This is a genomic window from Streptomyces sp. PR69 (genome assembly GCF_026420845.1).
Classification (GTDB): Bacteria; Actinomycetota; Actinomycetes; order Streptomycetales; family Streptomycetaceae; genus Streptomyces.
In genome coordinates this window covers 120,543-133,454 of record NZ_JAOWCB010000002.1, presented here as the reverse complement: position 1 = coordinate 133,454, position 12,912 = coordinate 120,543, and the positions used below count along the sequence as shown (strand labels likewise).

Sequence of the window (12,912 nt, the reverse complement as noted above, 5' to 3'; positions counted from 1 at the left end):
CGGTCGGGCATCCTTGAGCCAGTTCCACTCAAGGAAGCAGCTGGAGGAAACGAAAATGGCACGTGCGGTCGGCATCGACCTGGGCACGACGAACTCTGTCGTCAGCGTTCTGGAGGGCGGCGAGCCCACCGTCATCACCAACGCCGAAGGTGCCAGGACCACGCCGTCCGTCGTCGCCTTCGCCAAGAACGGCGAGGTGCTGGTCGGCGAGGTCGCCAAGCGCCAGGCGGTCACCAACGTCGACAGGACCATCCGGTCGGTCAAGCGCCACATGGGCACCGACTGGAAGATCGAGCTCGACGGCAAGAACTTCAACCCGCAGCAGATGAGCGCCTTCATCCTGCAGAAGCTGAAGCGGGACGCCGAGGCATACCTGGGCGAGAAGGTCACCGACGCCGTCATCACCGTCCCGGCGTACTTCAACGACGCCGAGCGCCAGGCCACCAAGGAGGCCGGCGAGATCGCGGGCCTGAACGTCCTGCGCATCGTCAACGAGCCGACCGCGGCCGCCCTCGCCTACGGGCTGGAGAAGGACGACCAGACGATCCTGGTCTTCGACCTCGGCGGCGGCACCTTCGACGTCTCGCTGCTGGAGATCGGCGACGGCGTTGTGGAGGTCAAGGCCACCAACGGCGACAACCACCTCGGCGGCGACGACTGGGACCAGCGCGTCGTCGACTACCTGGTCAAGCAGTTCCAGTCCGGCCACGGCGTGGACCTGTCCAAGGACAAGATGGCCCTCCAGCGCCTGCGTGAGGCCGCGGAGAAGGCCAAGATCGAGCTGTCCTCGTCCACCGAGACCTCGATCAACCTGCCCTACATCACGGCGTCCGCCGAGGGCCCGCTGCACCTGGACGAGAAGCTCACCCGCGCCCAGTTCCAGCAGCTCACCTCCGATCTGCTGGAGCGCTGCAAGGTGCCGTTCCACAACGTCATCAAGGACGCGGGCATCCAGCTGAGCGAGATCGACCACGTCGTCCTCGTCGGCGGTTCGACGCGTATGCCGGCGGTGGCGGAGCTGGTGAAGGAGCTGACCGGCGGCAAGGAGGCCAACAAGGGTGTGAACCCGGACGAGGTCGTCGCGATCGGCGCCTCGCTCCAGGCCGGTGTGCTGAAGGGCGAGGTCAAGGACGTCCTGCTGCTCGATGTGACCCCGCTGTCCCTGGGCATCGAGACCAAGGGCGGCATCATGACCAAGCTGATCGAGCGGAACACCACGATCCCGACGAAGCGTTCGGAGATCTTCACCACGGCGGAGGACAACCAGCCGTCGGTGCAGATCCAGGTGTACCAGGGTGAGCGGGAGATCGCGGCGTACAACAAGAAGCTCGGGATGTTCGAGCTGACGGGTCTGCCGCCGGCCCCGCGCGGGGTGCCGCAGATCGAGGTGTCCTTCGACATCGACGCCAACGGCATCATGCATGTGACCGCGAAGGACCTGGGCACGGGCAAGGAGCAGAAGATGACCGTCACCGGCGGCTCCTCGCTGCCGAAGGAGGAGGTCGACCGGATGCGGGAGGAGGCCGAGCGTTACGCGGACGAGGACCACAAGCGCCGCGAGGCCGCCGAGAGCCGCAACCAGGGCGAGCAGCTCGTCTACCAGACCGAGAAGTTCCTCAAGGACAACGAGGACAAGGTCCCCGCTGAGGTGAAGACCGAGGTCGAGACCGCCGTCGGCGAGCTGAAGGAGAAGCTCAAGGGCGAGGACACGGCCGAGATCCGCGCCGCTGCGGAGAAGGTCGCCGCCGTCTCGCAGAAGCTGGGCCAGGCGATGTACGCCGACGCCCAGGCCGCGCAGGGCGCCGCTGACGGCGCCGGCGCCGCGGGCGGCCAGGCCAAGGCCGACGACGACGTGGTCGACGCCGAGATCGTCGACGACGAGCAGCCCAAGGACGCGAAGGGCGGTGCCGCATGACGGAGGAGACCCCGGGCTTTGACGAGAAGCCTGACGTCCCCTCCGGCGCCACCCCTGACGACGCCGCCGAGACCGCCGAGTCCTCCCGCGAGGAGGGCACGGCGGCCCCGGCAGGGGACGCAGCAGCACAGACCGCCGGTCTGACGGCGCAGCTGGACCAGACCCGCACCGCGCTCAACGAGCGCACCGCGGACCTCCAGCGGCTCCAGGCCGAGTACCAGAACTACCGCCGCCGCGTGGAGCGCGACCGGGTGACGGTCAAGGAGATCGCCACGGCGAATCTGCTGACCGAGCTTCTGCCCGTGCTCGACGACATCGGCCGGGCGCGGGACCACGGGGAGCTGGTGGGCGGCTTCAAGTCCGTCGCCGAGTCCCTGGAGACCGCGGTCGCCAAGATGGGCCTGCAGCAGTTCGGCAAGGAGGGCGAGCCCTTTGACCCGACGATCCACGAGGCCCTGATGCACAGTTACGCGCCGGACGTCACCGAGACCACGTGCGTCGCCGTGCTTCAGCCGGGGTATCGGATCGGCGAGCGCACCATCCGCCCCGCGCGCGTCGCGGTGGCCGAGCCCCAGCCGGGCGCGGCCCCCAAGGAGGCGCAGGGCGGTGCGCAGGCCGAGCCCAAGGCCCCGTCCGCGACGGACGAGTCCGGCAGCGGCGGCGCCGGCGGAAACGGCGGAAACGGCGGAAACAACGAGGAGAGCGGTGGCCCGGAGCAGGGCTGACGCCGAGGCGGTCCGGGAGGAGGGACGTCGATGAGCACGAAGGACTTCGTCGAGAAGGACTACTACAAGGTCCTCGGCGTCCCCAAGGACGCCACCGACGCCGAGATCAAGAAGGCGTACCGGAAGCTCGCCCGCGAGAACCACCCGGACGCCAACAAGGGCGACGCCAAGGCTGAGGAGCGCTTCAAGGAGATCTCCGAGGCCAATGACGTGCTCGGCGACCCCAAGCGGCGCAAGGAGTACGACGAGGCGCGCGCCCTCTTCGGCAACGGCGGCTTCCGTCCGCCTGGCGCCACAGGGCCCGGCGGCACCTTCAACTTCGACCTGGGCGACCTCTTCGGAGGCGGAGGCGCCCAGGGCGGGGCGGGCGGCGCCGGAGGCTTCGGCGGCGGCCTGGGCGACGTCTTCGGCGGGCTGTTCAACCGGGGCGCGGGCGGCGCGGGCGCCAGGACGCAGCCGCGCCGCGGCCAGGACATCGAGTCCGAGGTGACGCTCAGCTTCACCGAGGCCGTGCACGGGGCCACCGTCCCGCTGCGGATGTCCAGCCAGGCCCCCTGTGCGGCCTGCTCCGGCACCGGCGACAAGAACGGCACGCCCCGCGTGTGCCCGACCTGCGTCGGCACCGGACAGATCTCGCGCGGCGGCAGCGGGTCCTTCTCGCTCACCGACCCGTGCGTGGACTGCAAGGGGCGCGGACTGATCGCGCAGGACCCCTGCGAGACGTGCAAGGGCAGCGGGCGCGCCCGCTCCTCGCGCACCATGCAGGTCCGCATCCCCGCGGGCGTCGCCGACGGGCAGCGCATCCGGCTGCGCGGCAAGGGCGCGCCCGGCGAGCGCGGCGGCCCGGCCGGCGATCTGTATGTGGTGGTGCATGTCGACGCCCACCCGGTCTTCGGCCGCAAGGGCGACAACCTCACCGTCACCGTGCCCGTCACCTTCGCGGAGGCGGCACTCGGCGGCGAAGTGAAGGTGCCCACCCTGGGCGGCCCGCCGGTGACGCTGAAGCTGCCCGCCGGCACCCCCAACGGCCGTACCATGCGCGCCCGCGGCAAGGGCGCGGTCCGCAAGGACGGCACCCGCGGGGACCTGCTGGTCACCGTGGAGGTCGCCGTGCCCAGCCAGCTCGGCGACAAGGCGAAGGAAGCGCTGGAGGCCTACCGCGACGCCGCCGCGGACGAGGACCCGCGGGCAGAGCTGTTCCAGGCCGCGAAGGGAGCTTGAGATGGAAGGCCGGTCGCGACGCAGTCGTAACCCGTACGAGCTCAACGACGAGACGCCGGTGTACGTGATCTCGGTGGCGGCCCAGCTGTCGGGCCTGCACCCGCAGACGCTGCGTCAGTACGACCGGCTCGGCCTGGTCTCTCCCGACCGCACGGCCGGGCGCGGCCGTCGCTACTCGGCCCGCGACATCGAACTGCTGCGCACCGTCCAGCAGCTGTCGCAGGACGAGGGGGTGAACCTGGCCGGAATCAAGCGCATCATCGAGCTGCAGAACCAGGTCGCCGCACTGCAGCAGAAGGTCGCCGAGCTGTCCGCGGCCGTGGACGGCGCGGCGGCGGCGATGCGGCAGCGCGAGGCGCAGGTGCACGCGTCGTACCGGCGCGACCTGGTGCCGTATCAGGATGTGCAGCAGAGCGGTGCGCTGGTGGTCTGGCGGCCCAAGCGGTCCGCGGACTGAGCCGCACGGTTCTCGCGAACGGCGATCCCCGCCGGACTCCGAGTCCGGCGGGGATCGCCGTTCGCTTCCAGAAAGGCGGGGCTCACTGGTTGTGCGTCGCCATCCGGGGAAGCCGGGGGCAGCGCTCCTCGTCCTGCTCCAGAATGCCCGACTGCGCGATCAGATAGCCGAGTTGCGTTCTGCTGCCGCTGCCCAGCGCCGAGCCCAGCTTGGCGATGTGGGCGCGGCAGGTGCGCACATTCATCCCGAGGCGGCGGGCGATCGCCTCGTCGACATGCCCTTCGACGAGCAGCTTCGCTATGGAGCGCTGGACGCCGGTGATGCCGTCCAGCGTCGGCCCGTACGAGATCTGCTCCTCCCACGGGATGCCGTGCAGCCAGAACTGCTCGAAGACGCCGACGAGATACTCGACGATCCCCTTGTGCCGCAGCTCCAGCGCGGAGAGCCGGTCGCTGCTCGCCGGAATGAAGGCCACTTTCCGGTCGACGATGATCAACCGGTCGATGATCTCCTCCAGCGTCCGCACCTCCACGCCCGAAGGGCCGACCTGCTCCATGTACGAGAGCGTGGCCGGGTGGTGGCGCGCCGTGTGCTGATAGAGCGTACGCATTCGGACACCCCGGTCGATGAGCGGCTCGACCCGGCGCAGCGCCTTCTCCAGAATATGCGGCTGACGCCCGCTGCCCGGCTGGACCGTGAGAAGCTCCTCCGTACAGTCGGCGGTGACCTGATCGAGGGTGGTGTTGATGCGGTTGAGCCCCTCGAGCACGGTGATCCCTTGCGGGACAGTGGAGTTCTGGGCGCTGAAGGCCATGAATGGCTCAAGTGCGTCGGTCAGAGCCACAGTTCGGCGTCTGCGCTCTTGGATCTCCCTCTCAATGGGGTGTATCAGCTGTGTCAACGCGGTGGTCGGAGGGACCGGACGGAGCCACTGGGCATCGTCGGGATCCGGGTGAAGCAGGGCGAGATCGAACAGGCATGGGGTCGCCTCTGCCTCTGAGCGGGTGATTCTCCCCGTCCGGAGGGCTGTTGTGTACAGGCCCTTGGCTGCCTCGCACAGCTCGCCACTCGGGTGAGAGTGTCCGGATTCGCCCTCGATCGACGTCATATGCACCCCCTCAGGCTCCTGCATTACAGGAACATGATGCCTGCCGTCGCTGGTGCAAGCGTTCGGAGTGAGACATCGTCTAATGCGCGGGGGAGGAGGAATGATCTGAAGAGGTGGAGATCTCCCATGTCTAGGAAGCTTCGTGCGCTATGTGCTCTAGCCGTGGCGGCGGCCGCGTTCGGCGCGGTGGCCTCCGGCGAGCCCTCCTGGGGCGGATCCCCCGCCGGCGACGTGACGGCGGCCGTTCAGGGCGAGCCCTCCTGGGGCACCGCTCCCGCGGCCCTGCCGGGCGAGCCCTCGTGGGGCGTGGCGCCCGCGGCGACCGAAGGCGAGCCCTCCTGGGGCGTCGTTCCGGCGGCCGCCACCGGCGAGCCCTCGTGGGGTGTTGCTCCTGCGACCGCCCAGGGTGAGCCCTCTTGGGGCTTCGCCGCGGGCACCCTCGAAGCATGACCGTGCCCCCGGACGACCGGGTCTTCCGGCGTGAGATGGCAACGGCCTACCGCTCGGGGTGGCATTTCATCGATCTCGTCACGGCCATTCCCCACCGTGGCGACTCGTTGATGGTCACCCTCTTCGGAGAGCCGATCGTCGTGGCACGCGAAGAGGACGAGGACGTCCGCGCCTACCGTTGCCTCCGCCGGCCCCGGGGAGCTCCGCAACCGGTCCGCTGTGCCATCCGGTACGGCATGATTTTCGTCAATCTCGACGCGCGCGACCACCAGCTCGTCGAGTCCGACGCCACCGCCACCCCCCGCAGTGCCTGAGCGATTCCCCCGTCGTTGTAGATCGCTTGGGTGCTTCCCCCACACAGCGGCGCCATCGTGGACCTGAAACGCGATGGCGCCGCTGTGCTGTGTTTTTGTGGCTCCTTCGCCTCCGGGGTGCTTGAGCGTGTGTCGACGGTCGGTCATGCTCGGTCCCTCGTTCCTCGGGACCTGCGCGTTCCCCCAGCTACCGCTGGGAGGTGCCCCCACCCTTTCGACACCCGCGCGCCCCTTCGGCTCACTCGCCGGGGCGCGGGGGCTCGGCGGCTGATCAGACGCGGCCCATCGCCCTCGTCAGGGCGATCTCGATGACGACCCGGTCCGGGTTGGGCCTCGGGACGCGCCCGTAGCGCTCCGTGTAGCGCGCCACCGCGTCGGCGACCGACTCCGGGTCCGTGCGGACCGTCGCCCGCCCCTCCAGCGTCGCCCAGCGGGCCCTGCTGACCTGGCAGAGTGCCACCCGCGCCCCCTCGGGGCCCGCGGCCAGCACATGGGAGACCTTGCGGCTGTGCTTGCTGGCGATCACCCGTGCGATGCCCCGCTCGCCGCCCTCGGGGTCGTACGTCGCCCCCACCGGCACCACATGAGGGGTGCCGTCGGGGCGCGGGGTGGTCAGGGTGCAGACATGGTGCTCGCGCCAGAAGCTGAGGTACGACGCGTCGGGGTTGTGCAGGTCGATCGCCATGTTCCGGAACCTACCTCCCGATCCTTGAGCGAGATGGACTCAACTTTATGTATTCTGGATGAGTCATGGAGGTGCTGGTCCGCAGTCGACGAGGAGAAACCGCAGGTGGACGCCGAGCTGACCAACAAGAGCCGCGCCGCGCTGAACGCGGCCACCAATCGGGCCGTGTCGGCGGGACACCCCGATCTCACCCCCGCCCATCTGCTCCTCGCCCTCCTCACGGGTGAGGAGAACGAGAACATCACCGACCTGCTGGCCGCCGTCGAGGCGGATCAGGCGGCCGTGCGCTCCGGCGCCGAGCGGGCCCTCGGCACCCTGCCCAGCGTGACCGGCTCCACGGTCGCGCCGCCCCAGCCCAACCGCGATCTGCTCGCCGTCCTCGCCGAGGCCGACCGGCAGGCCAAGGAGCTGGGCGACGAGTACCTCTCCACCGAGCATCTGCTGATCGCGACCGCCGCCAAGGGCGGCCCCGCCGGGGACGTCCTCACCCGGCAGGGCGCCACCGCGAAGAAGCTGCTGGCCGCCTTCCAGTCGGTGCGCGGCGAGCGCCGGGTGACCACCCCCGACCCCGAGGCGCAGTACAAGGCCCTGGAGAAGTTCGGCACGGACTTCACCGCGGCCGCGCGCGAGGGAAAGCTGGACCCGGTGATCGGCCGGGACCAGGAGATCCGCCGGGTCGTCCAGGTGCTCTCGCGCCGCACCAAGAACAACCCGGTGCTGATCGGCGAGCCCGGCGTCGGTAAGACGGCCGTCGTCGAGGGCCTCGCCCAGCGCATTGTCAAGGGCGACGTGCCGGAGTCCCTGCGCAACAAGCGGCTGGTCGCCCTGGACCTCGGTGCAATGGTTGCGGGTGCGAAGTACCGCGGCGAGTTCGAGGAACGGCTGAAAACCGTCCTTTCCGAGATCAAGGAGAGCGACGGCCAGATCATCACCTTCATCGACGAGCTGCACACCGTCGTCGGCGCGGGCGCGGGCGGCGACTCGGCCATGGACGCCGGCAATATGCTCAAGCCGATGCTGGCCCGCGGCGAGCTGCGCATGGTCGGCGCCACCACGCTCGACGAGTACCGCGAGCGGATCGAGAAGGACGCGGCGCTGGAACGGCGCTTCCAGCAGGTGCTGGTCGCCGAGCCGACGGTCGAGGACACCATCGCCATCCTGCGCGGACTCAAGGGCCGGTACGAGGCCCACCACAAGGTCCAGATCGCCGACGGCGCGCTGGTGGCCGCCGCTGCCCTCTCCGACCGCTACATCACCTCCCGCTTCCTGCCCGACAAGGCCATCGACCTCGTCGACGAGGCGGCCTCCCGGCTCCGTATGGAGATCGACTCCTCCCCGGTCGAGATCGACGAGCTGCAGCGCGCCGTCGACCGGCTGCGCATGGAGGAGCTGGCGCTCAAGAACGAGTCCGACGTGGCCAGCAGGCAGCGGCTGGAGAAGCTGCGCCGCGACCTCGCCGACAAGGAGGAGGAGCTGCGCGGACTGACCGCCCGCTGGGAGAAGGAGAAGCAGGGCCTCAACCGGGTCGGCGAGCTGAAGGAGCAGCTCGACCAGTTGCGCGGCCAGGCCGAGCGTGCCGAGCGGGACGGCGATCTGGAGACCGCCTCCCGGCTCAAGTACGGGGACATCCGCGCCCTGGAGCGCGAGCTTGAGGAAGCCAGCGAGGCCGAGCAGGAGGCCGAGGCCGCCCGCGACACCATGGTCAAGGAGGAGGTCGGCTCCGATGACATCGCCGATGTCGTCGCCTCCTGGACCGGCATCCCGGCCGGCCGGCTGCTGGAGGGCGAGACGCAGAAGCTGCTGCGCATGGAGGACGAGCTGGGAAAGCGGCTGATCGGCCAGACCGAGGCGGTCCGGGCCGTCTCCGACGCGGTACGGCGCTCCCGCGCGGGCATCGCCGACCCCGACCGCCCCACCGGCTCCTTCCTCTTCCTCGGCCCGACCGGCGTCGGCAAGACCGAGCTGGCCAAGGCGCTCGCCGACTTCCTCTTCGACGACGAGCGGGCCATGGTCCGCATCGACATGTCGGAGTACAGCGAGAAGCACAGCGTCGCCCGGCTGGTCGGCGCGCCGCCCGGCTATGTCGGCTACGAGGAGGGCGGCCAGCTCACCGAGGCCGTCCGCCGCCGCCCGTACAGCGTGGTGCTCCTGGACGAGGTGGAGAAGGCCCACCCCGAGGTCTTCGACATCCTGCTCCAGGTCCTCGACGACGGCCGGCTGACCGACGGGCAGGGCCGGACGGTGGACTTCCGCAACACCATCCTGGTGCTCACCTCCAACCTCGGCAGCCAGTATCTGGTCGAGCCCCTGACCAGCGAGGAGGAGAAGAAGCAGCAGGTCCTGGAGGTGGTCCGGGCCTCCTTCAAGCCCGAGTTCCTCAACCGCCTGGACGATCTGGTGGTCTTCTCCGCCCTCGCCAAGGACGAGCTGACGAAGATCGCCGAGCTGCAGATCCGCCGGCTGGCCGAGCGGCTCGCCGAACGCCGCCTCACCCTCGACGTCACCCCGGCCGCCCTCGCCTGGCTGGCCGACGAGGGCAACGACCCGGCGTACGGTGCGCGGCCGCTGCGCCGACTGGTGCAGACCGCGATCGGCGACCGCCTCGCCAGGGAGATCCTTTCGGGTGAGGTCAAGGACGGTGACACGGTCCGCGTCGACCGGTTCGGCGACAGCCCGGACGGCGGACTGATCGTGGGCCCGGCCTGATCACCGCGGGGACCGGGCGCAGGGATCAGGACTCCCTCCCGGGGAGGGTTGCGACCCCCTCCCCGGGATGAGAGAGGATGGCGGGAACCGTACGAAGGGACATCCACGGTGACCATCGATCCGTCCTCGATTCCGAATTTCGGGGGCAAGCCACAGCCTCAGCAGGCCTCGGGACCGGCGGGCCCCGTCGTTCCCGACCAGGACCTGGTCAAGCAGCTCCTCGACCAGATGGAGCTGAAGTACGTCGTCGACGACGAGGGCGACCTCGCCGCGCCGTGGGAGGACTTCCGCACGTACTTCATGTTCCGCGGGGAAGGGGACCAGCAGGTCTTCTCGGTGCGGACGTTCTACGACCGCCCGCACTCGCCCGAGGACCGGGTCAAGATCCTCGACGCGATCGACGACTGGAACCGCCGCACCCTGTGGCCCAAGATCTACACCCACCTCCACGAGGACGAGGGCGGCGCCGCCACCCTCCGTCTCATCGGCGAGGCGCAGATGCTGATCGGCACGGGTGTGAGCCTTGAGCACTTCGTGTCCTCGACCGTGAGCTGGGTGCGCGCCTCGATCGAGTTCGACAAGTGGCTCGTCGAGCAGTTCGGCCTGGAGAAGCCGGAGACGGACGGCACGCCGTCCGACGAGGCCTGAGGTCTTACGCCACGCAGACACAGGAGAGCCCGGCCGGAGGACGGCCGGGCTCTCCCCTGTTCGACGTCCGTCTGGCCGCCGCAGCGCCCCGGCACCGCGTACTGGAACGGCCCCCGCCGAGACGAACGTCAGATACCGCTTCGCCGAGCGGACCGCGGCCGCCAGCTCGCGCGCCGCCGTCACCGTGCTGCTGGCCGGACAGCACCTCGACGGTCCGAAGCAGGTGCCCGGCCTGCCCGGCACCCGCCCGGATCCCGTACACGTCGCGCCGGCGGATACATTGGACCGCCGACGTGGCTGTTGCGTTTGGGGGGATCCGTGCAGGAGAGTGAAATCGCCATAGGCGACCGGGCGGTATTCGACCCTGAGTTGCCCGAAGCCGTCCGGAAGCTGTTCACCGTGGTCCCGGCGTCCGCGCTTCGGCCGACCGACGGCACGGGAGCCGAAGAGACGAACCGGGGAACCGGCTGCCTGAGCGGGTGCACGGCAGTGCTGTTCATCCTCGGGGTCTTGCTCATCGGATCGGCGACACGGTTCGCCGCCGTATGCCTGGTGATCGGCACGGTCATCGTCGGTTGCCGGGTGATGGCACGACGGCACCACAGGGTAATGGACCCCGTCGGCACCGCCCGGAAGCACCGTCACCAGTGCGTCCGTCCCTCCGATTTGGAAGCCGATCCAGGCGCGTTGCTCGTGCGTGCCGTGATTGCCGTGGACACCGTGTTCTCCTCTGCGGCCCACCGGGACGGCGTCGTCGACCGCGCCCGCAACGAGGTCGAGTTGCCTCATGGTCTCTGGAAGATCGCCAAGGACCTGCGCAGCCTGAGCGAGCTGACTGTGCGTCATCGAGAGGCGAAGAGCGCCAGCGTTGGCGGTGCCGTGGACTCTGTACTCGAGACGCAGGCGGCCGCGCTGCATGCCAGCCGCGACGCCATCGAGAAGCGCGTCGAGGCACTTGAGCAGTACGCCAGGAGCGTCGGATCCCTCGACAGGCTCGCCGAGCAGCACGCGCAGATACAGGCTCTGCAAGGCGTCAACGACGACTACCTGAACCTGCTGGCCTCCGTCAGTGAGGCCTCATCCGCCACAGCGCACCCGGACCCGGCCGCCCACGAAGCCGAATTGTTGTCCCGCTCTCTGAAGGAAGCCATAGAGCACGCCCGCATCGCCGCGGAGCTGGCATTGCCGGCCGAATCAGACGCATAGCCTTTACTCCCCTTGATCGCTGGGACTGGATTCCCCATGTCCGGGGCCGAGTTTCCCGATGCGGTGATGAGCGTGCTCGTGGTCTCATCGCGGGGGCATGCGTTCAGCCCGCCAGGCGTCGGAGGCGGGTGGTGGCCTCGTGGAGGACGCCGTCCTTCTTGCAGAAGGTGAAGCGGACCTGACTGCGGCCGGCGTCGGGGTCGTCGTAGAAGACGGAGTTGGGGACGGCGACGACGCCGCAGCGTTCGGGGAGGGCGCGGCAGAAGGCATAGGCGTCCTTCTCGCCGAAGGGGGTGACGTCGGTGGTGATGAAGTATGTGCCCTGGGGCTGGTAGACCTCGAACCCGGCCGCGCGTAGGCCGTCGGCGAGCAGGTCGCGCTTGCGTTGGAGGTCGGCGCGGAAGCCGTCGAAGTACGCGTCCGGCAGATTGAGCGCCTCGGCGATCGCGTACTGGAAGGGTCCCGCGTTGACGTACGTCAGGTACTGCTTGGCGGTCCGGACGGCGGCGATGAGCGGGGCGTCCGCCATGGCCCAGCCAACCTTCCATCCGGTGAAGGAGAAGGTCTTGCCGGCGGAGGAGATGGTGACGGTGCGCTCGCGCATGCCAGGGAGCGTGGCGATCGGGACGTGGGCGGCGTCGTCAAAGGCCAGATGCTCGTACACCTCGTCGGTGACGACGAGCAGGTCGTGTTCGACGGCGAGCGCGGCGATGGCGCTCTGCTCGTCGGTGGTGAGGACCATGCCGGTCGGGTTGTGCGGTGTGTTGAGGAGCAGGAGGCGGGTGCGCGGGGTGATCTTGGATCGCAGCTCGTCCACGTCCGGGCGGAAGGACGGGGCGCGCAGGGTGAGCGGTACGCGCTTCGCTCCGGCCATCGCGATGCAGGCGGCGTAGGAGTCGTAGAAGGGTTCGAAGGCGATCACCTCGTCACCGGGCTCCAGCAACGCGAGCATGGTCGCCGCGATCGCCTCCGTTGCGCCCGCTGTGACCAGGACTTCCGTGTCGGGGTCGATGGTCTGGTCGTAGAAGCGGCGCTGGTGGTCGCTGATGGCGGCGCGCAGCTCGGGGATGCCCGGGCCCGGCGGGTACTGGTTGCCGCGGCCGTCGCGCAGCGCTCGTACGGCGGCCTCGCGTACCGACTCCGGGCCATCCGTGTCCGGGAAGCCCTGGCCCAGGTTGATCGCGCCCGTCGCTGTCGCCAGTGCCGACATCTCCGCGAAGATCGTCGTCCCGAGCCCGTCCAGCCTGCGGTTCAGCAGCGGCCGTCCTGTTCGTCCTGTCATGGCCGCCATCCTGGGCCGAACCTCTGGAGATGCTCAAGTCTGCTTTGGGCCCGTGTGGCCCGGGGCATCCCGTTGTCACACGGCGGTGAACGCCGTACAGGCCATACAGGCAGCACAAGGACGTGAAGCGGTCACGCAATGGCGCGGGGGGCTCGCTTCGGGGGACGTGAGGATGTGAGAGCCATGGAAGGCTTC

Annotated in this window: 12 protein-coding genes; 9 read left to right on the top strand and 3 right to left on the bottom strand. The window is 69.5% G+C overall.

Translation table 11 applies throughout. The features are described 5' to 3' along the window. Window positions 1-55: 55 nt before the first annotated feature. From dnaK to OF819_RS02315, 4 genes are read left to right on the top strand one after another with little or no spacing between them, the layout of a single operon-like run. On the top strand, window positions 56-1,915 hold the full coding sequence (gene dnaK / locus OF819_RS02330; RefSeq protein WP_267241587.1) for a molecular chaperone DnaK: 1,860 nt from the start codon (window positions 56-58) through the stop codon (window positions 1,913-1,915). Continuing rightward, on the top strand, window positions 1,912-2,640 hold the full coding sequence (gene grpE, locus OF819_RS02325) for a nucleotide exchange factor GrpE (protein ID WP_267241586.1): 729 nt from the start codon (window positions 1,912-1,914) through the stop codon (window positions 2,638-2,640). Before dnaK ends, grpE begins: the two co-directional genes overlap by 4 nt. Window positions 2,641-2,670: 30 nt before the next feature. After that, the gene (gene dnaJ, locus OF819_RS02320; RefSeq protein ID WP_267241585.1) at window positions 2,671-3,861 is read left to right on the top strand and encodes a molecular chaperone DnaJ; all 1,191 of its coding nucleotides are present in this window, start codon (window positions 2,671-2,673) and stop codon (window positions 3,859-3,861) included. 1 nt (window position 3,862) lies between these two features. Then, a complete protein-coding gene (locus OF819_RS02315; RefSeq protein WP_267241584.1) occupies window positions 3,863-4,318 on the top strand; it encodes a heat shock protein transcriptional repressor HspR in 456 nt (151 codons plus the stop codon). Between the two features lie 82 nt (window positions 4,319-4,400). Here OF819_RS02315 and OF819_RS02310 read toward each other — a convergent pair whose 3' ends face one another. Beyond that, window positions 4,401-5,426: a helix-turn-helix transcriptional regulator gene (locus tag OF819_RS02310; RefSeq protein ID WP_267241787.1), complete on the bottom strand. Its 1,026-nt coding sequence runs from the start codon at window positions 5,424-5,426 to the stop codon at window positions 4,401-4,403. 162 nt (window positions 5,427-5,588) lie between these two features. On the opposite strand from OF819_RS02310, the gene OF819_RS02305 reads away from it, so the two are divergent. Further along, window positions 5,589-5,876, top strand: coding sequence for a hypothetical protein (locus OF819_RS02305; RefSeq protein WP_267241583.1), 288 nt, complete (start codon window positions 5,589-5,591; stop codon window positions 5,874-5,876). Continuing rightward, a complete protein-coding gene (locus OF819_RS02300; RefSeq protein ID WP_267241582.1) occupies window positions 5,873-6,190 on the top strand; it encodes a (2Fe-2S)-binding protein in 318 nt (105 codons plus the stop codon). The genes OF819_RS02305 and OF819_RS02300 overlap by 4 nt, the downstream gene beginning before the upstream one ends. A gap of 271 nt (window positions 6,191-6,461) precedes the next feature. Here the strand turns inward: OF819_RS02300 and OF819_RS02295 are convergent, their stop codons facing one another. Continuing rightward, entirely contained in the window at window positions 6,462-6,875 is a 414-nt protein-coding gene (locus OF819_RS02295) for a pyridoxamine 5'-phosphate oxidase family protein (RefSeq protein ID WP_267241581.1), read from the bottom strand. Window positions 6,876-6,980: 105 nt separating this feature from the next. Between OF819_RS02295 and clpB the strand changes: the two genes are divergently transcribed. The 3 genes from clpB to OF819_RS02280 all read left to right on the top strand — a co-directional run bounded on the left by clpB (window position 6,981) and on the right by OF819_RS02280 (window position 11,435). Beyond that, window positions 6,981-9,581 carry an ATP-dependent chaperone ClpB gene (gene clpB / locus OF819_RS02290; RefSeq protein ID WP_267241580.1) on the top strand — a complete coding sequence of 867 codons (2,601 nt, stop codon included), beginning with the start codon at window positions 6,981-6,983 and terminating at the stop codon, window positions 9,579-9,581. A gap of 108 nt (window positions 9,582-9,689) precedes the next feature. Then, entirely contained in the window at window positions 9,690-10,229 is a 540-nt protein-coding gene (locus OF819_RS02285; RefSeq protein ID WP_267241579.1) for a YbjN domain-containing protein, read from the top strand. Between the two features lie 318 nt (window positions 10,230-10,547). Beyond that, the gene (locus tag OF819_RS02280) at window positions 10,548-11,435 is read left to right on the top strand and encodes a hypothetical protein (RefSeq protein ID WP_267241578.1); all 888 of its coding nucleotides are present in this window, start codon (window positions 10,548-10,550) and stop codon (window positions 11,433-11,435) included. Between the two features lie 103 nt (window positions 11,436-11,538). On the opposite strand, the gene OF819_RS02275 is transcribed toward OF819_RS02280, so the two are convergent. Continuing rightward, on the bottom strand, window positions 11,539-12,726 hold the full coding sequence (locus OF819_RS02275; protein ID WP_267241577.1) for a pyridoxal phosphate-dependent aminotransferase: 1,188 nt from the start codon (window positions 12,724-12,726) through the stop codon (window positions 11,539-11,541). Between the last annotated feature and the right edge of the window lie 186 nt (window positions 12,727-12,912).

Coding starts and splice junctions, on each gene's coding strand:
- dnaK (WP_267241587.1), top strand. CDS start 56: ATGGCACGTGCGGTCGGCATCGACCTGGGCACGACGAACTCTGTCGTC.
- grpE (WP_267241586.1), top strand. CDS start 1,912: ATGACGGAGGAGACCCCGGGCTTTGACGAGAAGCCTGACGTCCCCTCC.
- dnaJ (WP_267241585.1), top strand. CDS start 2,671: ATGAGCACGAAGGACTTCGTCGAGAAGGACTACTACAAGGTCCTCGGC.
- OF819_RS02315 (WP_267241584.1), top strand. CDS start 3,863: ATGGAAGGCCGGTCGCGACGCAGTCGTAACCCGTACGAGCTCAACGAC.
- OF819_RS02310 (WP_267241787.1), bottom strand. CDS start 5,426: ATGACGTCGATCGAGGGCGAATCCGGACACTCTCACCCGAGTGGCGAG.
- OF819_RS02300 (WP_267241582.1), top strand. CDS start 5,873: ATGACCGTGCCCCCGGACGACCGGGTCTTCCGGCGTGAGATGGCAACG.
- OF819_RS02295 (WP_267241581.1), bottom strand. CDS start 6,875: ATGGCGATCGACCTGCACAACCCCGACGCGTCGTACCTCAGCTTCTGG.
- OF819_RS02275 (WP_267241577.1), bottom strand. CDS start 12,726: ATGGCGGCCATGACAGGACGAACAGGACGGCCGCTGCTGAACCGCAGG.